Here is a 24,701-nt window from a genome sequence, read left to right as displayed (position 1 = left end):
GTGGGGATGAAGAGACGTTGACAGTATTTCGGTGGCGGCGTGAGCGTTCACCGAAATATGTGACGAAATTCCGGGTGATTATTGAGGGGGGGGGCTTACCACATCAGATCATCAGGAATGACAAAATCAGCATACGGATCGTCTTCATCCTTAGCTTCCTGGCTCAGTTCGCAATTAAGCACGATATAGCTTGCATCGCGCTGGGCAATCTTGTCGGCGACGACTGCCGGAATGATGGCGTATTCGCTCTCGCTACCACTTTCAGCCGTCAGACGGGCAATAGCCAGACGGCCCTTGATCAACTGAGACTGAGTCACCTTATCAACATAGACTTTTTTGATCAGATTATTGTCAGTAAAGTTGTAACCAATATCGCCACGGGTAATGGTGATTTTATTCATTTCAATTAGTTGCTTGATCTGCGCTTTATACTCTTTAGACAACGTGGCCTGCTTCTGTTGTTCGCTGAGTTGCTTATCACGCTCGATCTGCGCTTTTTTATTCTCTTCAACCGCTTCTCTGGCTTCACGAGCCTGAACGCGCGATTTTTTCGCCGTTCTCTGCACTTTCGCCATTTTTTTGCTGCTGACCAGACCCGCTTTAAGCATCTGTTCTTGTAGGGTAAGTTTTGTCATTGTCGCTTCTAATCCAAAAAATCATTGTAAGGATTATAACCTTAACGTTCGGTGGGACGCCAGAATGATGGCCGCAGTCACGGCTGTTATCTCGGCTGCTATCACTGTCCTGAGTCTCTCTCCCTTGCTGAATCAGTTGATGATTACCTGATTTTTTTAATAAAAAATAATATGCCGAATAAGTTAATAAGATGGAGCATAGGTTTGCAGATTCACATTAGACAGCGTTTTATTCTGATTGAAGTAATTAAATAGAGTTATCCTGGTAAATATTTAATCTAAAAAACAAACAGTTGCCCATTGCTCAAATTTAAAGAGCCGCTTCTTTACGCCGATAACCATAATGAAAATATGGACAATGGAGGGAAGTGGCATGTGGTGGGTTTATCGAATGCCGATGAAAATGAAGTTAATAATCGCGCTACAACCACTATTACTGGCGTTGTGTTGGTTTGCAGGTTCAGGAATATTGACGCGTATTGAGACAGAACGGCAGATGGAGAATATTGCCCAACTGACAGCGCTCGCACGCAGTGCCGGAAATGTGGTGCATGAACTGCAAAAAGAACGGGGAATGAGTGTCGGATTTCTGGGGGCTGCAGGGACTACGTTCAAAGATGAGTTAAACGCGCAGCGGGCTTTGACCGATCGCGAGATCGAGGTATTCGTGCGCTCGTTGTCCGATACTGCATTACCGGAAGGGGATGTTGCTACCTCTGTCGCTGCGTTTAAGAAAAACATTCTTTCACTCGCCACCATCCGGGAAAATGTCACGCAGTTGGGGCTTCCGGCCGCAGATGTGGTTAAGTTTTACACCAACGTCATTGCTGATGTGCTGAGTTTTGTCGGCAAGTTGGGGCAGTTGACGGATTCTGGCGAAATGGCAAACGCATTTGCCGCCTACTACAATCTGCTGAATTTGAAAGAACAAGCGGGTATTGAACGGGCACTGTTATCAAATATCTTTTCCTCCGGTCATTTCGCCGACGGACAGTTACATCAGCTCAGTGATGTCGTCAGTAAACAGAACGTCTGGCTGGCACAATCGTTGCGCCTGAGCTCGCCGGAACAGGCGGCCATGTTGAAAAATCGCTTACAATCTGCAGAAGCGTCAAAAGCCCTCTCATTTCGTGAAACCGCGTTTAATCATGTCGAGAACGGTGGATTTGGTGTCGCTCCTACTACCTGGTTCAAAGTACAAACTCAGCGTATTGAAGTGATGCGGCAGATAGAAAATGTGACGGCGAATCTTCTGTTGGCGAATGCAGAAAAACTCGCGCAGGATGCACGAAAAAACTGGCAAATATATATGGTCGTCAGCTTGTTAGCGCTACTGGCATCATTGACCTTCGCGGGAGCCATCGCAATCAATATGCATCGCCAATTCAGCGACACGCTGCGCAAGATTGCGGGGATGAATGGCGATCTGACTCAACGTCTGGCGACGCCGGGTAAAGATGAGCTTTCCTCACTTAATCGTGCTTATAACACGATGCTGGAAAGTATTCAGCATATCGTACAGGAGATTAAACAAGGCGCCGTGGTTTTGTCCGATGCCAGCAGCAGTATTACGGTGGGAAATCAGGATTTGGCTCAACGTACAGATGAACAGGCTGCATCAATAGTACAAGCCGTGGCCAGTATGGAGCAGTTATCAACTGCGATTACGCAAACAGCGGATAATGCCCGCGAAGCGGAGCATCTGACAATCAGGTTGGAAAAAGAGGTCCGACAGGCCAGTAACGTTGCCAGTGCGGCGAACCAGAGTATGGGGGATATTCGCGCTTCCAGTGAGAAAATATCGAATATTGTGACCTCAATTGATGATATCTCGTTTCAGACTAACTTACTGGCGCTGAATGCGGCAGTGGAAGCTGCGCGGGCAGGAGAGATGGGCAGGGGGTTTGCGGTTGTGGCCAGTGAAGTGCGGAATCTTTCGCAGCGTTGCGCCAAAGAAGCTAACCAGATCCGCGAGCTGGTTGCGCAGAACATGGTTAAAATTAGTGAGGGCGTTGAGCGGGTCACGGCATCAGCTACCGCGCTGGAAGCGGCAGCGGACAATACCACCAGTATGAAGCAATATATTGCGGATATCGCGCGCGTGGCGACGGAACAGTCGCAAGGGGTAACCCAGATAAACCAGGCTCTGCGACCGATGGAGCAGGTTACGCAGCAAAATGCGGCGCTGGTTTCTCAGGCCGCGAGCGACAGCCAGCGGCTGGACAATCTGTCGGTCACCATGAAGGGGCTGGTCAATCGTTTTGTTGTCTGACATGACGCCGCTGTACCGATCCGGTAAACGCGCCGGATCGGTCAGTTGTCGTCATCTTAGTGTGATGGTATGAAGCAAATATTGGGCGGGTTAAGCAAAGATTCCTGACATAGCAATCTTGTCGCTGGTAAAGTGAACAACCGATACCGAGATGTGGCCAGAAGGGAATTCCGTGTGACTGAACGTATTGATTATGAGACTGAAAAATACAGCTTTACTGAGGCGACTGAGAGTTCCCGCCTTACCGGCCAGTGGGCTGATGTTATTACTGAATGTCGCGAATTGAAGGCGGGACCGCAAGAGCGTCTGCGTATTGCTTTATTGAATGTGGACTACGTGACCAGTTTTGAGTTGCCTTTCCGCCTGTTATTACTCCGTACCCCGCAACTGATTGCCAGCGTGCGTGAAGAGCTGCAGCTTAGTCAGAAAAACGTCATCTTTAACGGCAAACGCTTTGGCTGTGTTTACAGCCTGAAAGCGAGTCTCGGTGGGATACCGGATGAATTTCAGTACCGCCTGTCGCATCGAATCCGGCGCATTAGTCCTGCAGGTTCAAGCGAAGCGCCATATCAGCAGATTGCTAAAACAGTAAAAGCACCACGCGAACGTCTGAAGCTGGCACTTGAATCGGGCCTTGATGTCACTGCGCTGGATGGGCTTTTCTGGTTTGGCAGCCAGCGTATTGCCGCTGATGTGTTGAGGCTGAGAAAAGCAGGGATGCGGATAGCTACCAAGCAGACAATGGTGTCCGACAATCTTACTGCAACAGTGAGGAATGTGCCGTTCTACCGCCTGGCCCAGTGATGAACTGGCTGGTAATTGATTGGATTTAAACAGGATGCATTAATTTCAGAGTGTCCCCTGCAGGAATCGAACCTGCAACTAGCCCTTAGGAGGGGCTCGTTATATCCATTTAACTAAGGGGACGAAGCGGCACGAGTATAGCGTTTTTTACTCACAACGGTAAGTCTCAGGCCGCCCGACTGCTCAAACAGTCACCATTCAGGCCTGTTTTTTCTGGTTTTTCTGCGTTTGCTCATCACGCTTTGCTTGTAACCGGGCTTCTTCCTTGCGTTTGTTGCTCATATCATTGCGGATCTGCGCATGGCTCATCAGCGCGAAAATAAACGTTCCGCCACAGATATTCCCGGCGAGCGTTGGTAGCGCAAAGGGCCAGAAAAAATCACTCCAGTGCAGCGTGCCATTAAAGACCAGATAGAGAATTTCCACCGAGCCAACGACGATATGCGTGGTATCGCCTAACGCAATCAGCCAGGTCATCAGAATAATGACCACAATTTTTGCCGCCCCGGCGGCGGGGAACATCCACACCATCGTGGCAATTAACCAGCCAGAAATGATGGCGTTGGAAAACATCTCCACAGGAGAGTTTTTCATCACATCCATGCCAATCTTGACGAAAGCATCGCGGGTCTCTTCATCAAAAATCGGCATATGTTCAAACGCCCATGCTGCAACCCCGGTGCCAATAATATTACCCAGCAGTACCACGCTCCACAGGCGCATCAACAGGCCAAAATTGCCGAGGGTAGGGTTTTGCATCACCGGCAGTACGGCGGTGACGGTATTTTCGGTAAAGAGTTGTTGGCGGGCCATAATGACAATAATAAAGCCGAAGGTATAACCGAGGTTCTCGAGTAAAAATCCCCCTGGCACACCTTCCAGCTGTACGTGAAAAATCCCTTTAGCCAGTAGCGAGGCGCCCATCGACAGTCCTGCTGCGATGGCTGACCACAGCAGGGCCATTGCGTCGCGCTCCATCTCTTTCTCCCCATCCTGGCGAATATGTTCATGGATCGCCATGGCGCGGGAGGGGAGTCTGTCCTCATCAAGCTCTATCTTTTTCCCTGTTAGTTTTTCATCGCTTTCCACTTCGAGTTCGTCGCTGTGTCGATCAATCTTATCTTTCTTGATGTCATTCATGGCCGAATCCTGAATAAGCACGTATTGCTAAAGCGTAGCGGCTTTTCTCTGAAAATCAGCGGGAGAAAGTCTGAGATAGCAAAAATAGTAACGTTTGTTTTTATCGGGTTAGTTAGAATAGAACCGCCGCGGAGTGCGTATTACCAGGCTATGATCAAATCAGTAAGACAGGGTATATAGACATCATTTGACGTGCTGTTACAATCGCTCACATCTAAACAGGCGGATACGTCATCGTTCCGTCATGGATGGCAATCAGCGATAGCCATAAAACACAGGGAGATACTTATGAAGCTTCGCCTGTCGGCGCTTGCGCTGGGAACCACACTTTTGGTGGGGTGTGCGAGCTCCGGTACTGAACAGCAGGGGCGTTCGGACCCATTTGAAGGGTTCAACCGTACCATGTACAACTTCAACTTTAACGTGTTGGATCCCTATGTTGTTCGACCGGTAGCAGTGGCCTGGCGTGATTATGTTCCGCAGCCGGCGCGTAATGGTTTAAGCAACTTTACGGGGAACCTTGAAGAACCGGCCGTCATGGTCAACTATTTCCTGCAAGGCGATCCTTATCAGGGGATGGTGCACTTTACCCGTTTCTTCCTGAATACCCTGTTAGGTATGGGCGGCTTTATCGATGTGGCAGGTATGGCTAATCCGAAGTTGCAGCGCGTTGAACCACACCGCTTTGGCAGTACGTTAGGCCACTATGACGTGGGTTACGGGCCGTATATGCAGCTTCCGTTCTACGGTAGTTTCACACTGCGTGATGACGGCGGCGATATGGTCGATACCCTGTATCCGGTACTGTCCTGGCTGACCTGGCCGTTGTCGATAGGCAAATGGACGGTTGAAGGGATTGAAACTCGCGCGCAATTGCTCGACTCTGACGGTCTGCTGCGTCAGTCTTCCGATCCTTACATTATGGTGCGTGAAGCTTACTTCCAGCGTCATGACTTTATTGCGAATGGTGGGAAACTCAAACCAGAAGAAAACCCGAACGCGAAAGACATTCAGGACGATTTAAAAGAGATCGATTCTGAGTAAGGAATTGGGCAAATAAAAAGGTGAGCTAAAAAGCTCACCTTTTTTACGTCTGAAGAAAATCAGAATGCGTAGTTGAAGTTTGTACCAAACAGCCAGGCTTTACCTTCAGAGTCGAAAGTATACGGGCCTTCTTTAACGGTCACTTTCTGGCCGTGCATATAAGAAACGCCGACGTCAATGGATGCGTCATCATTGAATGCGTAAGTCGTACCCGCACTCAGCCACAGACGATCCTGGTCCGGAATGGAGATGGAACGCTTGCTTGCTGGAACCGGGCTATCGTCATAAGCAATACCGGTACGGAACGTCCAGCTTTTATCCATATAGTAAGTTGTACCCAATGCAATGCGGTAAGAATCTTTGAAGCCTTCTTCTTTATAGAACAGTGTCTGTCCATTGGAACCTGTGGCTTTCAGCTCCTGGAACTGACTCCAACTGGTATAGGCCATGCTGTAGTGGATAGCCCACTGTGGTGCAATACGGTTATAACCTGACAATTCCCACATTTCAGGCAGGTTAAGTGTCAGAGAACCCGGGACGGTGGCATTGGTCGTTCCCCATGGGAATGTAGTGCCAGCGCCAGGTATGGCGTTCGCTTGGGTACGGATGCCACTCTTATAATCGCCATCAAAATCAATTTTAACTTCAGAACGGTACGTTAAACCATAACGGTTATTTTTATCCAGTTCGTACAAAATCCCGGCGTTCCAGCCGTAGCCCCATTCGTCCCCTTTCAGGCTGGCAATTTTGTTGCTGACCTTCGGTAATGCAGCCGTTTGCTCACCAGAATAACGTTCAATTTTTGCATCAGCATAAACGGCGTTAAAACCGAGACCGAAGCTCCAGCTATCATTCAGACGGTAGGCACCGCTCAGGTTAAGGTTGACCGTTTTAAGGTCGGTCTTACCGCCGTATTCACCAACGATGTAGCTGTCGTTAAATTCGGTAGCCAGACCATAGTTTGAGGTAACGGAAGCACCCCAACCAAACTGTTCGTTGATAGGCATCACGAAGTGAGCATTGGGAACCCACGCCGTAGGCGCGATGTTGTCCGCATCAGTGCTGCGTCCGGTGTATGGCGATTTACCGGAAATATTAACGTCTGGATCGATATACACCGCACCTGCTGAGAAAGTAGGGCGATCGAACATCATAATCAGTGCCGGGTTACGACTGGCGTTTCCTGCATCATCCGCAATTGCGCCTTCACCCGAATATGCCCGGCCAAGGCCAGAGGAAGAAAATTCGTTTAACTGAAAGCCTGCAGACCAGGCCTGTGTGGAGATAATTGCCACTGCGACTGCGAGAGCAGACTTTGTAAACAGGGTTTTCTGGCTCATGACCATAACCTCATAGATTTATTTTTATACAAACAATGTTACATACCGTAACAGGAGCGCGAAGTGTAGGGTCTGAGGTACGACTTAGAAATCAGACCAGTGGCGTGAGTATAGGTCGGACCAGCTGGAATGTTGCAAGTATGTTTATAAATATTTTCAAATTTGATCAGAGAAACGCGATCCAGCTGGCAAAATTGCGGAGGTGCGCACTCACCTGTTTGGGCGATTTTTGTTTTAGATCATTTTTAAGTGTGATTTCGGTCACTTATCGCATTTCGTACAATTAACGACTGGAGAGGCGAATAATGGGAGCGTAAAATATCCCTATCGTTTATCTGGCACCTCAGGTGCGAATACAGAGGAAATCTACAATGAGTAAATGCAGTGCTGATGAAACCCCGGTTTGCTGCTGTATGGATGTTGGCACCATCATGGACAACTCCGATTGCACCGCGTCCTACAGCCGTGTGTTCGCGAATCGCGCAGAGGCAGAAGAAACACTGGCCGCTCTGACTGAAAAGGCACGTGGTGTGGAATCTGAGCCTTGCCAAATCACTTCGACCTTTACTGAAGAGTCAGAAGGTGTGCGTCTGGATATCGACTTTGTTTTTGCCTGTGAAGCTGAAACGCTGATTTTCCAGCTGGGCCTGCGTTAATCCCCCCTCTGCAAAAGCCCTTGCTATCAGATAGCAAGGGCTTTTTCGTAACTGTCAGTGATTATTCACTGTGTCTTAGCTCCCACTTTCTTTTCTCCCCGCTTGGCTAAATGTAAAAAATTGGTTAAGACTATGATCAGGTCAGACCACTTATTTTATTTTTTACAGGGGAGTGTTATGAGTCAGGCTTTACCGCTGGTTACCCGCCAGGGCGACCGTATTGCCATTGTAAGTGGATTGCGTACGCCATTTGCTCGTCAGGCTACCGCGTTTCATGGCATTCCCGCCGTTGATTTAGGAAAAATGGTCGTCGGTGAGCTGCTGGCGCGCAGCGAAATTCCTGCCGATGTGATCGAGCAACTGGTTTTTGGTCAGGTGGTGCAAATGCCTGAAGCACCAAATATTGCTCGTGAGATTGTGCTGGGAACCGGCATGAATGTACATACCGATGCATACAGCGTGAGCAGGGCCTGCGCGACCAGTTTCCAGGCGGTGGCGAATGTCGCGGAAAGCCTGATGGCGGGGTCTATTCGTGCTGGAATTGCGGGGGGTGCGGACTCCTCGTCAGTCTTGCCTATTGGCGTTAGTAAAAAGCTGGCGCGGGTGCTGGTGGATGTCAATAAGGCCCGGACAACCGGTCAACGCCTTAAACTCTTTTCCCGATTGCGCTTACGTGACCTGATGCCTGTGCCGCCGGCCGTCGCCGAGTATTCCACCGGTTTGCGTATGGGGGATACGGCTGAGCAAATGGCCAAAACCTATGGTATTACCCGAGAGCAGCAGGATGCTCTGGCGCACCGCTCTCATCAGCGTGCCGCTCAGGCATGGGCTGAAGGAAAGCTGGCAGATGAGGTAATGACTACCTACGCGCCACCGTTTAAAGATCCTTTTTCAGAAGATAACAACATTCGCGGTAACTCTACGCTGGCCGATTACGCCAAACTACGTCCGGCGTTTGACCGCAAGCACGGCACCGTCACCGCGGCAAACAGTACCCCGCTAACGGACGGCGCTGCCGCCGTGATCATGATGACGGAGTCGCGTGCGAAAGAGTTGGGGCTGGTGCCGCTGGGGTACTTGCGTAGTTTTGCTTTTACCGCCATCGATGTCTGGCAGGACATGCTGCTGGGACCGGCGTGGTCAACACCGCTTGCCCTGGAGAGAGCCGGTCTGACGATGGCAGATTTAACCCTGATCGATATGCATGAAGCCTTTGCCGCGCAAACGCTGGCGAATCTTCAGCTGTTGGGTAGCGAACGTTTTGCCCGCGACGTGCTGGGCAGGAGGCATGCCACTGGCGAGGTTGATGACAGTAAATTTAACGTGCTGGGCGGATCGATTGCCTATGGACACCCCTTTGCTGCCACCGGTGCGCGCATGATCACTCAAACCCTCCATGAGCTGCGTCGTCGTGGCGGCGGTTTTGGTTTAGTGACAGCCTGTGCAGCTGGTGGTCTGGGTGCGGCAATGGTTCTGGAGGCGGAATAATGGAAATGACATCGGCTTTTACACTAAACGTACGTCTGGATAACGTTGCTGTTGTCACCATTGATGTGCCCGGAGAGAAAATGAACACCCTGAAAGCAGAGTTTGCTTCTCAGGTGCGGGCCATTCTGAAACAAATCCGCGATAACAAAGCATTGCGTGGTGTGGTGTTTATTTCGGCTAAACCCGATAACTTCATTGCCGGGGCGGATATCAACATGATTGGTAGCTGTCGCAGCGCGCAGGAAGCCGAAACGCTGGCCCGTCAGGGGCAGCAGATGATGGCGGAAATTAATGCTTTACCGATCCCGGTTATCGCCGCGATTCATGGTGCATGCCTCGGCGGTGGCCTGGAGATGGCGCTGGCGTGCCACAACCGTATTTGTACCGATGATGCTAAAACCGTACTGGGTTTACCGGAAGTACAACTTGGCTTGTTGCCCGGCTCCGGTGGTACGCAGCGGCTGCCGCGCCTGATTGGCGTCAGTACCGCACTGGATATGATCCTCACCGGAAAACAATTACGCGCAAAACAGGCGCTGAAAGTTGGTTTAGTGGATGAAGTTGTACCGCATTCCATTTTGCTGGAAGCGGCCGTTGAACTGGCTAAAAAGGACAGTTCTGCGCAACGAACACTGCCCGTGAGAGAGCGAGTGTTGGCGGGGCCGCTGGGGCGGGCGCTGTTGTTCCGCATGGCCAGTAAAAAGACGGCGCAAAAAACGCAAGGTAACTACCCTGCAACAGAACGTATCCTTGAGGTCATCGAAACCGGGCTAGCGCAAGGCAGCAGTAGTGGTTACGACGCAGAGGCCCGCGCGTTTGGTGAGCTGGCGATGACATCCCAGTCTCAGGCGCTACGGCACATCTTTTTTGCCAACACCGACGTGAAAAAGGATCCGGGAAGCGATGCGAAGCCCGGTCCGCTGGACAGCGTTGGCATTTTGGGCGGCGGTCTGATGGGGGGCGGTATTGCTTATGTGACGGCCTGTAAAGGCGGCTTGCCTGTGCGAATCAAAGATATAAACGCTAAGGGAATCAACCATGCGCTGAAGTATAGCTGGGATCAGCTTGAAACGAAGGTTCGCCGCCGTCATATCAAAGCCAGCGAACGCGATAAACAACTGGCGCTGATTTCGGGATCGATCGACTACCGTGGCTTTGCGCATCGCGATTTGATTATTGAAGCCGTGTTTGAAGATTTGTCGCTAAAACAACGGATGGTGGCAGAAGTTGAGCAAAATTGCGCACCTCATACCGTTTTTGCTTCTAACACCTCATCTTTGCCCATTGGCGATATTGCTGCGAATGCTACCAGGCCTGAACAAGTGATTGGTTTACACTTTTTTAGTCCGGTGGAAAAAATGCCGTTGGTCGAAGTGATCCCACATGCCACGACCTCCGAGCAGACGATTGCAACTACCGTTAAGTTAGCGAAAAAACAGGGCAAAACACCGATAGTGGTCAGAGATAAGGCCGGCTTTTACGTTAACCGCATTTTAGCGCCTTACATTAACGAAGCGATTCGTATGTTGACCGAGGGCGAGCGGGTCGAAACCATAGACGCCGCGCTGGTTAAGTTTGGTTTTCCAGTTGGGCCAATCCAACTTTTGGATGAGGTCGGAATTGATACGGGCACTAAAATTATACCAGTGCTTGAGGCTGCATATGGAGAACGTTTTAGCGCGCCTGCAAATGTTGTTGCTTCAATTTTGAATGACGATCGCAAAGGTAGAAAAAATGGTCGGGGTTTCTATCTTTATGGTGTGAAAGGGCGTAAAAGCAAAAAACAGGTCGACCCTGCAATTTATACGCTTATTGGCGTTCAGGGTCAGGGACGACTTACCGCTACACAGGTAGCAGAGCGGTGCGTCATGTTAATGCTCAATGAAGCTGCTCGTTGTTTCGACGAGAAGATAGTCCGTAGCGCACGTGATGGCGACATCGGCGCTGTATTTGGTATTGGTTTTCCGCCATTCCTCGGCGGCCCGTTCCGGTATATGGATTCACTCGGCGCGGGAGAAGTGGTTGCGACTCTGCAACGGCTGACCACGCAATACGGCTCGCGGTTTGCGCCGTGTGAACAGTTATTGCAGATGGCGGCACACAGTGAAAAATTCTGGAATATTGGGGAAACTGACCTGAATTCATGAGGTCAAAGGTAGGATGAATCCGCACTGAATGTATGGCTCGCGCTCAAAATGTAAACAGAGATTGACTATACTTACGCCGTTGAGGTAAAAAACAGCGTTTCATTCGGTGAATGGATAAGGCACAATGCCGGCCACCATATCGTTAGCACGGCCAATAGGGGCTGTGAATAAAGGTATTGGTGATTCTGGTTAACAAAAGCGGTGCAATATGCAAGTTTTTATCATGCGTCACGGCGACGCGGCCCTCGATGCCGCCAGTGATTCGGTTCGTCCCTTAACCTCCTGTGGTTGTGACGAATCTCGCCTGATGGCGAACTGGCTGAAAGGTCAAAAAGTGGATATCGAACGTGTTCTGGTGAGCCCGTTCCTACGAGCCGAACAAACGCTGGATGTGGTGGGGGAGTGTATGAACCTGCCAACCGGTGTGGATGTTTTGCCGGAGTTGACTCCTTGCGGCGATGTCGGTCTGGTCAGTGCCTATTTACAGGCTCTGGCCAATGAAGGTATCGCCACGGCACTGGTTATCTCTCACTTGCCTTTAGTGGGGTATCTGGTGTCTGAGCTTTGCCCAGGTGAAACACCGCCGATGTTTACCACATCAGCGATTGCCAGCGTAACGCTTGATGAGAGCGGGAAGGGGACTTTTAACTGGCAGATGAGCCCGTGTAACCTGAAAATGGCAAAAGCGATTTAAAAAGGTTGGTATCGGATAAGGCGCAGCCGTCATCCGAAAATGCAAAGAGCCGCAAACGCGGCTCTTTCTGTTTTTCTGCATCACGGAAGTTCGGGCGGTAGCCACTCTTCTACTTCAATTAGCACCAGCAGCGCGGCGTCGCCACCGTACTCTTTCGGTGCCTGATGAAAAGCCATCACGTGCGGATGCTGGGCCAGCCAAAGCGGCGTTTGCTGTTTCAAAATATGTTTTCCGTGGCCATGCATCACGCAGGCGCAAAATACATGCTCACGACGACAGGCGGCAATCAGCGCGCCTAACTCTTGTTTGGCCTGCTGCTGGGTCAGCCCATGCAGATCGAGAAACAGCTCCGGAGAGTAATCGCCACGGCGCATTTTCTTCAGTTCGAAATGGCTGACGTCGGCACGCAAGTATCTTACCGGGCCGTCCGTATTCAGCAGCGGCTGAAACTCATCCGAGAAATAGTGGCTGGCATCAGCCTGCTCCTGTAGCAGTCTTTTAACCGGAACCTCGGCAATTTTTTTACGTGGAGGTCGGTGAACAATGGTGTCCTGTTTAATTTTACGCGTGCCGGTCATCAGCTGGCGAAACAGCGTCTGATCCTCCTCGCTGAGCGATGTTTTCTTTTTCATTCGAGAGTCTCAACTTTTATTTTCCATTAGTTTAACCCGACTCGGCGGGCATCCGATCGCTTAAAACGCAATTTTCGCGCTCAGGCCCTGTGTGAATGCTGATTTATCGCCGTCTTCGTGGCAAACTAGCCGCCGAAATTAATACGAGCATGCCCTGGAGGAATACGTGGATAAAATTTTCGTCGATGAAGCAGTGAGTGAACTGCATACCATTCAGGACATGTTGCGTTGGGCGGTCAGCCGTTTTAGCGCGGCGAACATCTGGTATGGCCATGGCACGGATAACCCATGGGACGAGGCCGTACAACTGGTGCTGCCGTCACTTTATTTGCCGTTGGATATTCCGGAAGACATGCGTACCGCGCGTCTGACCTCGAGTGAGCGTCATCGTATTGTTGAACGCGTGATTCGCCGCGTCAACGAGCGCATTCCGGTTGCTTATCTGACCAACAAAGCCTGGTTTTGCGGGCATGAGTTTTATGTTGATGAACGCGTGCTGGTTCCGCGTTCACCGATTGGCGAGCTTATCAATAACCGCTTTGCGGGCCTTATTAATGAGCAGCCGCAGCATATCCTCGATATGTGTACCGGCAGCGGTTGTATTGCCATTGCCTGCGCGTATGCCTTCCCGGAAGCCGAAGTTGATGCGGTGGATATCTCCACTGACGCGCTGGCGGTGACCGAACACAATATTGAAGAACACGGCCTGATCCATCACGTCACGCCGATCCGTTCCGATCTGTTCCGCGATCTGCTGAAAGTCCAGTATGACCTGATTGTGACCAACCCGCCGTATGTCGATGCGGAAGATATGTCCGATCTGCCAAACGAATATCGTCACGAACCTGAGCTGGGTCTGGCGTCCGGCAGTGATGGGCTGAAACTTACCCGCCGCATCCTGGGGAACGCCCCAGACTACCTGTCAGATAACGGTATTCTGATTTGTGAAGTCGGAAACAGCATGGTACATCTGATAGAGCAATATCCGGATGTACCGTTCACCTGGCTGGAGTTCGACAACGGCGGTGACGGCGTATTCATGCTGACCAAAGAGCAGTTAGTTGCTGCTCGTGAGCACTTCAGCATTTATAAAGACTAATTACACGCGCACATACACAACACTCATAACGGAGCCGTGATGGCAGGAAACACAATTGGGCAACTCTTTCGCGTAACCACTTTCGGCGAATCACACGGGCTGGCGCTCGGTTGTATTGTCGATGGTGTTCCGCCGGGCATTTCTCTGACAGAAGCTGACCTGCAGCACGATCTCGACAGACGGCGTCCAGGCACATCGCGATACACTACGCAGCGTCGTGAGCCGGATCAGGTGAAAATCCTCTCCGGGGTGTTCGAGGGCGTTACCACTGGCACCAGCATTGGCCTGCTGATCGAAAATACCGATCAGCGTTCACAGGATTACGGCGCGATTAAGGACGTTTTTCGTCCAGGACACGCCGACTATACCTATGAGCAGAAATATGGCCTGCGCGACTACCGTGGTGGCGGGCGTTCGTCCGCACGTGAAACAGCGATGCGCGTGGCGGCCGGAGCGATTGCCAAAAAATATCTGGCGGAAAAGTTCGGCGTTGAGATTCGCGGTTGCCTGACGCAGATGGGTGATATTCCGCTGGAGATAAAAGACTGGTCCCAGGTGGAACTTAACCCGTTCTTTTGTCCGGACCCGGATAAACTCGAAGCGCTGGACGAACTGATGCGCGGGCTGAAGAAAGAGGGCGATTCCATCGGGGCGAAGGTGACCGTTGTTGCAAGCGGTGTGCCTGCGGGTCTTGGCGAACCTGTATTCGACCGCCTGGATGCCGACATCGCCCATGCGCTGATGAGCATTAACGCCGTTAAGGGCGTTGAGATTGGCGACGGATTTGACGTTGTTGCGCTGCGTGGCAGCCAGAACCGAGATGAAATCACCAAAGAAGGTTTCCAGAGTAACCATGCGGGCGGCATTCTGGGTGGGATCAGCAGCGGGCAACAAATCATTGCTCATATGGCGCTGAAACCGACGTCCAGTATTACCGTTCCAGGGCGCACCATTAACCGCTTTGGTGAAGAAGTCGAAATGATCACTAAAGGTCGTCACGATCCGTGCGTTGGGATCCGCGCCGTACCGATCGCCGAGGCGATGCTGGCGATCGTATTGATGGATCACCTGCTGCGTCAGCGGGCGCAAAATGCGGACGTGAAGACCGATATTCCACGCTGGTAAGAGATGAAAAAAACGGCACTTGCGGCGCTGGCTCTGTTTGCCAGTACCGCCTGTCTGGCGGCGACGCCCTGGCAGAAAATTACCCATCCGGTTGCGGGCAGCGCGCAGTCTATCGGCGCGTTTTCCAATGGCTGTATTGTTGGCGCAGATACGCTGCCTGTACAGTCAGAACATTATCAGGTGATGCGCACCGATCAGCGTCGTTACTTTGGCCATCCGGATCTGGTGAGGTTTATCCAGCGTCTGAGTAATCAGGCTAATAGTCAGGGGCTGGGCACGGTGTTAATCGGCGATATGGGTATGCCGGCCGGTGGGCGATTCAATGGCGGTCACGCCAGCCACCAGACGGGACTGGATGTGGATATTTTCCTGCAACTGCCGAAAACGCGCTGGACCCAGTCGCAACTGCTGCGGCCGCAGGCGTTAGATCTGGTCTCACAGGACGGCAAACGTGTTGTGCCATCACTGTGGAAACCGGAGATTTTTAGCCTGGTAAGGCTGGCTGCAAAAGATAATGAAGTAACGCGTATTTTCGTGAATCCGGCGATTAAGCAACAACTTTGTCTGGATGCAGGGACCGACAGGGACTGGTTGCGTAAAGTGCGGCCATGGTTCCAGCATCGTGCGCATATGCACGTGCGGTTACGTTGCCCTGCCGACAGCCTTGAGTGTGAAGATCAACCGTTACCGCCACCGGGTGACGGCTGTGGCGCAGAGCTGCAAAGCTGGTTCGAACCTCCAAAACCTGGAACCACCAAGCCTGAGAAGAAGACACCGCCGCCGTTGCCGCCTTCCTGCCAGGCGCTACTGGACGAGCATGTACTCTAATGGATCATTTTGCCTCTCTGTTTATGGTGTCGCCACTGCTGCTAGGTGTGCTGTTTTTTGTGGCGATGCTGGCAGGTTTTATTGATTCTCTGGCCGGAGGCGGTGGTCTACTCACCATCCCGGCATTGATGGCGGCCGGGATGCCACCTGCGCAAGCGCTGGCGACCAATAAGTTGCAGGCCTGTGGGGGATCTATCTCTTCCTCCCTCTATTTTATTCGTCGTGGCGTGGTTAATCTGGCGGATCAGAAGCTCAATATCTTCATGACGTTTGTCGGATCAATGAGCGGGGCGCTATTGGTTCAGCACGTGCAGTCAGATGTTCTGCGCCAGATCCTGCCGGTTCTGGTTATATGTATTGGCCTTTACTTTCTGTTGATGCCGAAAGTGGGGGAAGAGGACCGACAGCGTCGATTGCACGGTTTACCTTTCGCGCTGGTGGCGGGAGGCTGCGTCGGTTTTTACGATGGCTTTTTTGGTCCGGCGGCAGGGTCGTTCTACGCGCTGGCCTTTGTCATGCTGTGCGGATACAACCTGGCGAAATCGACGGCCCACGCCAAAGTATTAAATGCCACATCGAATATCGGTGGGTTGTTGTTGTTTGCCCTCGGCGGCAAAGTGATTTGGGCGACAGGTTTTGTGATGCTCATTGGCCAGTTTATTGGCGCACGGATGGGCTCTCGACTGGTGCTCAGCAAAGGACAAAAACTCATTCGGCCAATGATCGTTATTGTCTCCGCCGTGATGAGCGCCAAGCTACTTTATGATAATCATGGACAGGAGATTCTCCACTGGCTGGGGATGAACTAATGAATAATACGCATCACTACGAACAGTTAATTGAGATTTTTAACGGCTGCTTTGCCGATGAATTTAATACCCGTCTGATTAAAGGCGACGACGAACCGATCTATCTTCCTGCGGATGCGGAATTACCGTATCACCGTATCGTTTTTGCGCATGGTTATTACGCCAGTGCGTTACACGAAATTTCACACTGGTGCATCGCCGGTAAAGCCCGTCGTGAGCTGGTCGATTTTGGTTACTGGTACTGCCCGGACGGACGCGACGCGAAGACACAATGCCAGTTTGAAGATGTGGAAGTGAAGCCGCAGGCGTTTGACTGGTTGTTTTGCATGGCGGCGGGGTACCCGTTTAACGTCAGTTGCGACAACCTCGAAGGGGACTTTGAACCAGACCGCGTGGTATTCCAGCGCCGTGTTCATGCTCAGGTAATGGAGTACCTGGAAAAGGGGATCCCTGAACGTCCGGCGCGTTTTATTAACGCGTTACAGAATTATTATCACACGCCTGAACTTACGGCGGAACAATTCCCGTGGCCCGAAGCGCTCAACTGAAGCTGCTGCCACGTTTACAATGAGGAAAGAAGATGATCGCGGAGTTTGAATCACGCATTCTGGCATTAATCGACGATATGGTAGAGCACGCCAGCGATGATGAGTTGTTTGCCAGTGGCTATTTGCGTGGACACCTGACGCTGGCTGTGGCTGAGTTGGATGCTGGCGAGGACCATTCCGCTGAGGCATTGTACGCCAATGTGACCAGCAGCCTGGAAAAAGCCATCAGCGCAGGCGAACTCTCGCCGCGTGACCAGGCGTTAGTGAAAGAGATGTGGGACACTTTATTTCAAAAGGCAACGCAATAATAATTGCAGTGGATTGTGCCGGATGGCGACGCGAAGGCGTCTTATCCGGCCTACGTGGACGGGGATTGTTGGCCTGATAAGCGTAGCGCCATCAGGCAATGATGAGATGGTATCTTATTTCACCGCTTTACCCTTCAATAACTTCCTTACCCACAGACGATTCGGATTCAGCGCAGCCAGCGTGCTGGCATCCATAGGGATAGGTTCATCGCTCATTTGCGATGCCAGAATTTCTGCACACAGCGGGGCAGTACACAGCCCGCGCGAGCCCAGCGCACCCAACATAAATAAATCGGAATAAACCGGGGCGTTTACGGCGTGCTCTCTGTCTTCGGCAAGAGTGGCATACTGGCTGAGCGTGGCGTCATAATCCGCGACGTTGCCGACCATCGGCATGTGATCGCGCGTGGCGCAGCGCACTCCACAACGTGCGGCATTGCCACTAACGTCTACTTCTTTTGCCCACGCGGCATTCGGGAAACAATCTATTAAGCGCTGACGGTTTTGCTGCTGATCGTCAGCACGATACACCGTTTCTTCACTTCCGCGATGATAGCTGGCACCAATGCAGTGCTGCTGGTTTTGCGGGTTGTGCGGCGTGAGGTAGCCGTCATAGCACAGCACCTGACGCAGCGCTGAAAGCGAAGGCGTAGTAGGAATGTGACTCACCTGACCGCCTACAGAGTACACCGGTAGCGACTGCGTCTGTTCAACGCTGTTAATGCGATGCCCGTTAGCCAGAACTACCGCAGCGTGAGTGGCGGTTGCTCCACTGGCAAACGCCAATTTCCAGTTTTCTGTCTGTCGAGACAGTGAGGCCAGCGTATGTTGATACCGGGTGCGTAATCCCAGCGTTGCGGCATAGTCGAATACGGCGGCGGTTAACTGTGCCGGACATAGCCATCCTCCGGCGGGGTACTGAATCCCGCCGCATCCGGTTTTTACGCCTGTCGTTTGTAAAACCTGCTCTGCGTCAACCCCGACGGCGAGCGCATCGGGCAATTCAAGGGACAACATTTGGTCGATTTTTTGCTGGCTTTTCTCATCCCACGCCAGTTGCGTCACGCCGCACCAGTCATGCGCGAACTCAACGGGGAGGGCGTCATACAGCCGGCGGGCGAAGGTAAACGCGGTGGGGAAAAAGAGATTAATGGCCGCGTCATGTTTGCTCAGTAGCGGATAAAGAGCGCCCTGGCGATTGCCGGATGCACCCCCGGCTGGGTTATCGTCGGCGCAATAGAGCGTGACCTGCCAGCCGCGGCGCAGTAACGCCAACGACAGCAATGCGCTGGCAATCCCCCCGCCAATAATGGCGGCTTCGCGTTTATCTGTTCCGGTACGTGCAAACCAGGGTGCCGAGGAGGGGAGCGCCAGCGTCTTATCCATTACGCCACAAAGCATTTCTCGTTTGCGACCAAAGCCTTTGCATTTTTGCATCGTAAACCCGGCTTCCTGCAATCCCCGACGCACAAAGCCTGCTGAGGTGAAGGTCGCCAGCGTGCCGCCGGGGCGAGCCAGACGGGCCATTGCGTTAAACAGCGTTGGCGTCCACATATCCGGATTTTTTGCCGGCGCGAAACCGTCCAGAAACCAGGCATCCACTTTTTGATTCAGGGAGTCATCGAGCTTGCTGGTCAGTTCATTAATATCACCAAACCACAGATCCAGCGTGACGCGTCCTTCATCAAGGAGCAGGCGATGGCATCCCGCTAACGGCAGCGGCCATTGCTCTTGTAGCGCCGTGGCCCACGGAGCAAGTTCTGGCCAGTGCTGATGGGCTAAGGTCAGATCTTCACGCGTCAGCGGAAATTTTTCAAAACTGATGAAATGTAATCTTTCCAGGGTAGCGTCAGGGTGGGTATCGCGGAATTCGGCAAATGCCTGCCAGAGTGTCAGGAAGTTAAGTCCGGTGCCAAACCCGCTTTCTGCCACCACGAAGAGGGGACGTGAATGCGCAGGGAATCGCTGGGCGAGATGATTCCCGCCGAGAAAGACGTAACGTGTCTCTTCCAGCCCGTTATCATTAGAAAAATAGACATCGTCAAAATCTCGGGAAACAGGTGTACCCTCAGCGTTGAATTCAAGGTTGGCAGGTTGTATAGCGTATTGTTTCACGTAAGTTACTCGTCTGGCAGGCTGTGCCCCGATCTTAGCGATGAGTGCCTGGCTGCGCAAATTTCCACATTAAATGGCTGATCGGACTTGTTCGGCGTACAAGTGTACGCTATTGTGCCACTCGAAACTTTAAAATAGTGCGACTTACAGAGGTATTGAATGAAACGTGCAGTGATTACTGGCTTGGGCATCGTTTCCAGCATCGGTAATAACCAGCAGGAAGTCCTGGCATCTCTGCGTGAAGGACGTTCAGGGATCACTTTCTCTCAGGAGCTGAAGGACTCCGGCATGCGTAGCCACGTTTGGGGCAACGTAAAACTGGATACCACTGGCCTCATTGACCGCAAAGTAGTGCGCTTCATGAGCGACGCATCCATCTATGCATTCCTTTCTATGGAACAGGCTGTGGCTGATGCCGGCCTTGCAGCAGAAGATTACCAGAACAACCCGCGCGTTGGCCTGATTGCAGGTTCCGGCGGCGGCTCCCCGCGTTTTCAGGTGTTTGGTGCTGACGCAATGCGTAGCCCGCGTGGCCTGAAAGCGGTTGGCCCGTATGTGGTCACCAAAGCGATGGCGTCCGGCGTTTCTGCCTGCCTCGCAACGCCGTTCAAAATCCACGGCGTAAACTACTCTATCAGCTCTGCCTGTGCGACATCTGCGCACTGTATCGGCAACGCAGTAGAACAAATTCAGCTGGGCAAACAAGACATCGTTTTCGCTGGCGGCGGCGAAGAGCTGTGCTGGGAAATGGCGTGTGAATTCGACGCCATGGGCGCGCTGTCTACCAAATATAACGACGATCCATCCAAAGCTTCCCGTACCTATGACGCACACCGTGACGGTTTCGTTATTGCTGGCGGCGGCGGTATGGTCGTGGTCGAAGAGCTGGAACACGCTCTGGCACGTGGCGCGCACATCTATGCGGAAATCGTCGGTTATGGCGCAACGTCCGATGGCGCAGACATGGTTGCTCCGTCTGGCGAAGGCGCAGTACGTTGCATGCAGATGGCGATGCACGGCGTAGACACGCCGATCGACTACCTGAACTCCCACGGTACTTCTACTCCGGTAGGCGACGTGAAAGAGCTGGGTGCGATTCGTGAAGTGTTTGGCGACAACAGCCCGGCAATCTCCGCAACCAAAGCCATGACCGGTCACTCACTGGGCGCGGCTGGCGTTCAGGAAGCTATCTACTCTCTGCTGATGCTGGAACACGGCTTTATCGCGCCAAGCATCAACATTGAAGAACTGGACGAGCAGGCGGCAGGTCTGAACATCGTGACCAAACCGACCGAGCAGGCGCTGACGACTGTTATGTCTAACAGCTTCGGTTTTGGCGGCACCAACGCTACGCTGGTTATGCGTAAGCTGTAAGCGTAAGACTGAAAGATTGTGCAAGAGGGGAGCCTGATGGCTCCCTTTTTTATATCGTTGACAACCGCTCTGGTTTACAGGCAGACTCCAGCTTCAACATTATCCTCTTGATAATGCGTAAGCGTTTAACGTTATCCAACGCACCTTAATCCTGATAGTCAGGTAGAGGGGGCGTGGGCATTCCTCGCCTTACTCTGCATTTTGGAGTAACGCATGACAGCTGTAACCCAACAAGAAAAAACACCTTCGGCGAACGTTTCGCTGTTTCGCATCGCTTTTGCGGTTTTCCTGACCTATATGACGGTCGGTTTACCTTTGCCCGTCATTCCTCTGTTTGTGCACCAGGAGCTGGGCTATGGCAATACCATGGTCGGCATCGCCGTCGGCGTACAGTTTCTGGCGACGGTATTAACACGCGGCTACGCCGGGCGGTTAGCCGATCAATATGGTGCCAAACGCTCGGCGCTACAGGGGATGTTTGCCTGTGGGCTGGCGGGTGCGGCGTGGCTTTTAGCCGCGCTATTACCTGTTTCTGTTCCCGTAAAATTTGCGTTGCTAATCGTCGGTCGTTTGATCCTCGGTTTTGGCGAAAGCCAACTGCTCACCGGAACGTTGACCTGGGGGCTGGGGCTGGTCGGCCCAACACGCTCCGGTAAGGTGATGTCATGGAACGGAATGGCGATTTACGGCGCGCTGGCCGCCGGTGCACCGTTGGGCCTGTTGATCCACAGCCACTTTGGCTTCGCGGCGCTGGCGGGAACCACGATGGTATTACCGCTGCTGGCATGGGTATTCAACGGCACCGTGCGTAAAGTGCCTGCACATGCAGGAGAACGCCCTTCGTTATGGAGCGTGGTAGGGCTTATCTGGAAACCGGGCCTGGGCCTGGCGCTGCAGGGCGTTGGCTTTGCGGTGATCGGTACATTTATTTCACTCTATTTTGTCAGCAACGGCTGGACGATGGCGGGGTTCACCCTGACCGCGTTTGGCGGGGCGTTTGTGCTGATGCGCATTCTGTTTGGCTGGATGCCGGACCGGTTTGGCGGCGTGAAGGTTGCCGTTGTCTCTTTGCTGGTGGAAACCGCAGGACTGATTCTGCTGTGGCAGGCCCCAACAGCCTGGGTTGCACTGCTTGGAGCGGCATTAACCGGGGCCGGGTGTTCGCTTATCTTCCCGGCCTTGGGCGTCGAGGTGGTGAAGCGAGTACCCGCGCAGGTTCGCGGTACGGCGCTTGGCGGTTACGCCGCATTTCAGGATATCTCCTACGGCATAAGCGGGCCGGTCGCCGGGGTGCTGGCCACCGCGTACGGTTATCCCTCAGTGTTCCTTGCCGGGGCGATATCCGCCGTGGTGGGGATTATTGTAACGTTGCTTACGCTGCGTAAAGGTTAAGCGACCAGCCAGAAAATGGCTAACGCAATCATCAATGCAACAAACAACAGTCCCGGTCGTGCCGACAGAGATTTAACCGTTTCAATCATCGGCGCGAACGGGCTGTAAATGGGCTGCAGATGACGCGGATCGCTGAGCTCGCGTTCTCGTTCCACGCGACGCAGGAAAATTTGATTGAGCAAGTCCTGCACCTGCACCGTGGTCAGAATCGATTGTGGTTGGATCTGATACGTCTGCTGCGCGTACTCTTTTATTGCTGTCAGCTCATTCGGCTCTAATGGCAACTTCAGCGCAGCCTGGAGCGTTTGTAGCGTCGGGGCGCTTTGCAGGCTGAGCGTCTGGCGCGCCTGCAGCCAGGTGACCAGGTGCGTAAACTGTTTGGCAGGGATCAGCTCACCGCTTTTTACGCCAGACAACTCCAGCATCGACTGCCAGATCATCTTGCCGGATTCCCCGGTAGCCGCCGCCAGTTTAGTCACCAACTGGTTCAGCGTATTGTGCTCTGCGGGGAGCAACGGGCGATCGGTTGCCGGGCGCTGCTGCGGCTGTGGTATCGACAGCTGCCCTTGTTGCAGCAGCGTGAGCACGTTTTTCAACTGCTCAGGCGTGAGCTGGCTGAGCGCCGTTTGCCCATACTGCTGACGGATAAAATCACTCACCGCCTGGCGATTATTTCCCTGGCTCAGTAATTCAGTGAGCTGCGAAAGCACCTGACGATTAACATGATTTTGCTGAGCAACTCCCAGCCGTTGGTTAAGGTTTTGCTCAGCGGCTGGAAAGTGACGTGACTGCAGCGGAGTATCACTTTTGACGCCCAGATCGTGCTTCATTCCGGCCCACACCTCAGCACTTTGCTGCTGGGTGAGTGAAATCAAACGGGTAATTAGTCGTTCCAACACAGTACGTTGTTGCGTGGATAACGGTTGTTCACCCGCAGCGGAAGGGGCATTTTGGCCTTCGCCGGGAGGGCGTGCGGGCGTACCTGAAATGGGCTGCATCATCTCTGTTCCTTAAATCTGTGCTGACCAGGTCTCGCAGTATGCCTGGCGGCGAGATTATGGCACACTTGCCCGGTTAACTCTCGTTCTCAAACAGGTGCGAAAGACGTGAAAATCCTCGTTGATGAAAATATGCCCTATGCCCGCGAACTGTTCAGTCGTTTGGGGGAGGTCAAAGCGGTTCCCGGTCGTCCGATTCCCGTTGCTGAACTGGATGATGCGGATGCTTTAATGGTGCGCTCGGTGACGAAAGTAAATGAATCACTGCTTGGAGGAAAACCGGTTAAATTTGTCGGTACGGCAACCGCTGGCACAGACCATGTGGATGACGCCTGGCTTGCGCAGGCTGGGATCGGTTTTTCCGCCGCGCCCGGTTGTAACGCGATAGCGGTCGTAGAATATGTTTTTTCAGCGTTGCTGATGCTGGCGGAGCGTGACGGGTTTGCGTTACGCGATCGCACCGTAGGCATTGTGGGTGTGGGCAACGTGGGTGGGCGTTTGCAGGCGCGTCTGGAAGCGCTGGGGATCCGCACGCTGCTGTGCGATCCACCGCGAGCCGATCGCGGTGACGAGGGTGATTTCCGCTCGCTGGACGAACTGGTAGAGCAAGCCGATGTGCTGACTTTCCATACGCCACTGTTTAAAGACGGACCCTACAAAACGCTGCACATGGCGGATGATGCGCTGATTAGCCGACTGAAGCCGGGCACTATTCTGATCAATGCCTGCCGTGGGCCGGTCATCGACAATACAGCATTGCTGAACCGGTTGAATGCCGGTCAGTCGCTGAGCGTTGTGCTGGATGTCTGGGAAGGAGAGCCGGATCTCAATGTGGCGTTGCTGGAGAAAGCCGATATCGGCACGGCGCACATTGCCGGGTATACCCTCGAAGGAAAAGCGCGTGGCACCACGCAGGTCTTTGAGGCCTATAGTAAGTTTATTGGTCACGAGCAGCACGTTGCGCTCAGTACCCTGTTACCCGCGCCGGAATTTGGTCGTATCACCCTGCATGGCCCGTTAGATCAGCCAACGCTGAAAAGGCTGGTGCATTTAGTGTATGATGTGCGCCGCGATGATGCGCCGCTGCGTAAAGTCGCTGGAATTCCGGGTGAGTTTGATAAACTGCGTAAAAATTACCTTGAGCGTCGTGAATGGTCGTCTTTATATGTGATGTGTGACGACGCAACGACTGCTGCCTTATTGTGTAAGCTGGGTTTTAACGCTGTTCATCATCCGGCACATTAATGTCTTCT

22 protein-coding genes and 1 tRNA gene are annotated in these 24,701 nt (G+C 52.7%); 16 read left to right on the top strand and 7 right to left on the bottom strand.

From position 1 onward, the window contains the following. Positions 1–95: 95 nt before the first annotated feature. The gene (locus WC1_RS08110; protein ID WP_003839289.1) at positions 96–635 is read right to left on the bottom strand and encodes a DUF2058 domain-containing protein; all 540 of its coding nucleotides are present in this window, start codon (positions 633–635) and stop codon (positions 96–98) included. Positions 636–1,008: 373 nt separating this feature from the next. Here WC1_RS08110 and WC1_RS08115 point away from each other — a divergent pair, with 373 nt between their 5' ends. Together WC1_RS08115 and WC1_RS08120 are read left to right on the top strand one after the other, a co-directional pair. Continuing rightward, positions 1,009–2,907, top strand: a complete 1,899-nt coding sequence (locus tag WC1_RS08115; protein WP_016150716.1) for a methyl-accepting chemotaxis protein — start codon at positions 1,009–1,011, stop codon at positions 2,905–2,907. 174 nt (positions 2,908–3,081) lie between these two features. Further along, positions 3,082–3,711, top strand: coding sequence for an ECs1377 family protein (locus WC1_RS08120; protein WP_003028217.1), 630 nt, complete (start codon positions 3,082–3,084; stop codon positions 3,709–3,711). Positions 3,712–3,762: 51 nt separating this feature from the next. Here WC1_RS08120 and WC1_RS08125 read toward each other — a convergent pair. Then, positions 3,763–3,834: transfer RNA gene (locus tag WC1_RS08125), tRNA-Arg, on the bottom strand. Between the two features lie 75 nt (positions 3,835–3,909). Next, the gene (locus WC1_RS08130; protein WP_003839292.1) at positions 3,910–4,851 is read right to left on the bottom strand and encodes a formate/nitrite transporter family protein; all 942 of its coding nucleotides are present in this window, start codon (positions 4,849–4,851) and stop codon (positions 3,910–3,912) included. A gap of 288 nt (positions 4,852–5,139) precedes the next feature. Here WC1_RS08130 and mlaA point away from each other — a divergent pair, with 288 nt between their 5' ends. Further along, positions 5,140–5,895 carry a phospholipid-binding lipoprotein MlaA gene (gene mlaA / locus WC1_RS08135; protein WP_003028190.1) on the top strand — a complete coding sequence of 252 codons (756 nt, stop codon included), beginning with the start codon at positions 5,140–5,142 and terminating at the stop codon, positions 5,893–5,895. Positions 5,896–5,954: 59 nt separating this feature from the next. On the opposite strand, the gene fadL is transcribed toward mlaA, so the two are convergent. Next, positions 5,955–7,235, bottom strand: a complete 1,281-nt coding sequence (gene fadL, locus WC1_RS08140; RefSeq protein WP_003845058.1) for a long-chain fatty acid transporter FadL — start codon at positions 7,233–7,235, stop codon at positions 5,955–5,957. A gap of 371 nt (positions 7,236–7,606) precedes the next feature. Between fadL and WC1_RS08145 the strand changes: the two genes are divergently transcribed. The 4 genes from WC1_RS08145 to sixA all read left to right on the top strand — a co-directional run bounded on the left by WC1_RS08145 (position 7,607) and on the right by sixA (position 12,220). Then, positions 7,607–7,891 (top strand): YfcZ/YiiS family protein, encoded by a 285-nt coding sequence (locus tag WC1_RS08145; protein WP_003834838.1) that lies wholly within the window; start codon positions 7,607–7,609, stop codon positions 7,889–7,891. Between the two features lie 177 nt (positions 7,892–8,068). After that, positions 8,069–9,379, top strand: a complete 1,311-nt coding sequence (fadI, locus tag WC1_RS08150) for an acetyl-CoA C-acyltransferase FadI (RefSeq protein ID WP_016150715.1) — start codon at positions 8,069–8,071, stop codon at positions 9,377–9,379. After that, complete coding sequence (fadJ, locus tag WC1_RS08155) at positions 9,379–11,526, top strand: fatty acid oxidation complex subunit alpha FadJ (protein ID WP_016150714.1); 2,148 nt, start codon at positions 9,379–9,381, stop codon at positions 11,524–11,526. The genes fadI and fadJ overlap by 1 nt, the downstream gene beginning before the upstream one ends. A 208-nt stretch (positions 11,527–11,734) precedes the next feature. Next, positions 11,735–12,220 carry a phosphohistidine phosphatase SixA gene (sixA, locus tag WC1_RS08160; RefSeq protein WP_003028179.1) on the top strand — a complete coding sequence of 162 codons (486 nt, stop codon included), beginning with the start codon at positions 11,735–11,737 and terminating at the stop codon, positions 12,218–12,220. 80 nt (positions 12,221–12,300) lie between these two features. On the opposite strand, the gene smrB is transcribed toward sixA, so the two are convergent. Next, entirely contained in the window at positions 12,301–12,852 is a 552-nt protein-coding gene (smrB, locus tag WC1_RS08165) for an endonuclease SmrB (RefSeq protein WP_003839296.1), read from the bottom strand. A gap of 166 nt (positions 12,853–13,018) precedes the next feature. On the opposite strand from smrB, the gene prmB reads away from it, so the two are divergent. From prmB to WC1_RS08195, 6 genes are read left to right on the top strand one after another with little or no spacing between them, the layout of a single operon-like run. Beyond that, positions 13,019–13,951: a 50S ribosomal protein L3 N(5)-glutamine methyltransferase gene (prmB, locus tag WC1_RS08170; RefSeq protein ID WP_003028173.1), complete on the top strand. Its 933-nt coding sequence runs from the start codon at positions 13,019–13,021 to the stop codon at positions 13,949–13,951. A 39-nt stretch (positions 13,952–13,990) separates the two neighbouring features. Then, a complete protein-coding gene (gene aroC, locus WC1_RS08175) occupies positions 13,991–15,076 on the top strand; it encodes a chorismate synthase (RefSeq protein ID WP_003028170.1) in 1,086 nt (361 codons plus the stop codon). A gap of 3 nt (positions 15,077–15,079) precedes the next feature. Then, a complete protein-coding gene (mepA, locus tag WC1_RS08180; protein ID WP_003028168.1) occupies positions 15,080–15,904 on the top strand; it encodes a penicillin-insensitive murein endopeptidase in 825 nt (274 codons plus the stop codon). Further along, positions 15,904–16,713, top strand: a complete 810-nt coding sequence (locus WC1_RS08185) for a sulfite exporter TauE/SafE family protein (protein ID WP_003028167.1) — start codon at positions 15,904–15,906, stop codon at positions 16,711–16,713. The genes mepA and WC1_RS08185 overlap by 1 nt, the downstream gene beginning before the upstream one ends. Beyond that, positions 16,713–17,261 (top strand): elongation factor P hydroxylase, encoded by a 549-nt coding sequence (locus tag WC1_RS08190; protein ID WP_003834819.1) that lies wholly within the window; start codon positions 16,713–16,715, stop codon positions 17,259–17,261. Before WC1_RS08185 ends, WC1_RS08190 begins: the two co-directional genes overlap by 1 nt. Positions 17,262–17,293: 32 nt before the next feature. Continuing rightward, entirely contained in the window at positions 17,294–17,569 is a 276-nt protein-coding gene (locus tag WC1_RS08195; RefSeq protein WP_003028163.1) for a YfcL family protein, read from the top strand. Positions 17,570–17,683: 114 nt separating this feature from the next. Here WC1_RS08195 and mnmC read toward each other — a convergent pair whose 3' ends face one another. After that, positions 17,684–19,684 carry a bifunctional tRNA (5-methylaminomethyl-2-thiouridine)(34)-methyltransferase MnmC2/FAD-dependent 5-carboxymethylaminomethyl-2-thiouridine(34) oxidoreductase MnmC1 gene (mnmC, locus tag WC1_RS08200; RefSeq protein WP_016150713.1) on the bottom strand — a complete coding sequence of 667 codons (2,001 nt, stop codon included), beginning with the start codon at positions 19,682–19,684 and terminating at the stop codon, positions 17,684–17,686. Between the two features lie 159 nt (positions 19,685–19,843). On the opposite strand from mnmC, the gene fabB reads away from it, so the two are divergent. Then, entirely contained in the window at positions 19,844–21,058 is a 1,215-nt protein-coding gene (fabB, locus tag WC1_RS08205) for a beta-ketoacyl-ACP synthase I (protein WP_003834815.1), read from the top strand. Between the two features lie 213 nt (positions 21,059–21,271). After that, positions 21,272–22,450, top strand: a complete 1,179-nt coding sequence (locus WC1_RS08210) for an MFS transporter (protein ID WP_016150712.1) — start codon at positions 21,272–21,274, stop codon at positions 22,448–22,450. On the opposite strand, the gene flk is transcribed toward WC1_RS08210, so the two are convergent. Beyond that, positions 22,447–23,448: a flagella biosynthesis regulator Flk gene (gene flk, locus WC1_RS08215; RefSeq protein WP_003845068.1), complete on the bottom strand. Its 1,002-nt coding sequence runs from the start codon at positions 23,446–23,448 to the stop codon at positions 22,447–22,449. The genes WC1_RS08210 and flk overlap by 4 nt on opposite strands. Before the next feature lie 108 nt (positions 23,449–23,556). Between flk and pdxB the strand changes: the two genes are divergently transcribed. Further along, positions 23,557–24,693, top strand: a complete 1,137-nt coding sequence (gene pdxB, locus WC1_RS08220; RefSeq protein WP_016150711.1) for a 4-phosphoerythronate dehydrogenase PdxB — start codon at positions 23,557–23,559, stop codon at positions 24,691–24,693. Positions 24,694–24,701 lie beyond the last annotated feature (8 nt).

It is taken from the genome of Citrobacter sp. KTE30 (assembly GCF_000398825.1).
GTDB lineage: Bacteria > Pseudomonadota > Gammaproteobacteria > Enterobacterales > Enterobacteriaceae > Citrobacter > Citrobacter freundii.
The sequence above is the reverse complement of the archived record's forward strand: the minus strand, read 5'-3'. Positions and strand labels throughout refer to the sequence as shown.

Bases quoted from the DNA above. Each gene is read 5' to 3' on its own strand.
- WC1_RS08110 (WP_003839289.1), bottom strand. From the start codon at position 635: ATGACAAAACTTACCCTACAAGAACAGATGCTTAAAGCGGGTCTGGTC.
- WC1_RS08115 (WP_016150716.1), top strand. From the start codon at position 1,009: ATGTGGTGGGTTTATCGAATGCCGATGAAAATGAAGTTAATAATCGCG.
- WC1_RS08130 (WP_003839292.1), bottom strand. From the start codon at position 4,851: ATGAATGACATCAAGAAAGATAAGATTGATCGACACAGCGACGAACTC.
- mlaA (WP_003028190.1), top strand. From the start codon at position 5,140: ATGAAGCTTCGCCTGTCGGCGCTTGCGCTGGGAACCACACTTTTGGTG.
- fadL (WP_003845058.1), bottom strand. From the start codon at position 7,235: ATGAGCCAGAAAACCCTGTTTACAAAGTCTGCTCTCGCAGTCGCAGTG.
- WC1_RS08145 (WP_003834838.1), top strand. From the start codon at position 7,607: ATGAGTAAATGCAGTGCTGATGAAACCCCGGTTTGCTGCTGTATGGAT.
- fadI (WP_016150715.1), top strand. From the start codon at position 8,069: ATGAGTCAGGCTTTACCGCTGGTTACCCGCCAGGGCGACCGTATTGCC.
- fadJ (WP_016150714.1), top strand. From the start codon at position 9,379: ATGGAAATGACATCGGCTTTTACACTAAACGTACGTCTGGATAACGTT.
- sixA (WP_003028179.1), top strand. From the start codon at position 11,735: ATGCAAGTTTTTATCATGCGTCACGGCGACGCGGCCCTCGATGCCGCC.
- smrB (WP_003839296.1), bottom strand. From the start codon at position 12,852: ATGAAAAAGAAAACATCGCTCAGCGAGGAGGATCAGACGCTGTTTCGC.
- aroC (WP_003028170.1), top strand. From the start codon at position 13,991: ATGGCAGGAAACACAATTGGGCAACTCTTTCGCGTAACCACTTTCGGC.
- mepA (WP_003028168.1), top strand. From the start codon at position 15,080: ATGAAAAAAACGGCACTTGCGGCGCTGGCTCTGTTTGCCAGTACCGCC.
- WC1_RS08185 (WP_003028167.1), top strand. From the start codon at position 15,904: ATGGATCATTTTGCCTCTCTGTTTATGGTGTCGCCACTGCTGCTAGGT.
- WC1_RS08190 (WP_003834819.1), top strand. From the start codon at position 16,713: ATGAATAATACGCATCACTACGAACAGTTAATTGAGATTTTTAACGGC.
- WC1_RS08195 (WP_003028163.1), top strand. From the start codon at position 17,294: ATGATCGCGGAGTTTGAATCACGCATTCTGGCATTAATCGACGATATG.
- fabB (WP_003834815.1), top strand. From the start codon at position 19,844: ATGAAACGTGCAGTGATTACTGGCTTGGGCATCGTTTCCAGCATCGGT.
- WC1_RS08210 (WP_016150712.1), top strand. From the start codon at position 21,272: ATGACAGCTGTAACCCAACAAGAAAAAACACCTTCGGCGAACGTTTCG.
- flk (WP_003845068.1), bottom strand. From the start codon at position 23,448: ATGCAGCCCATTTCAGGTACGCCCGCACGCCCTCCCGGCGAAGGCCAA.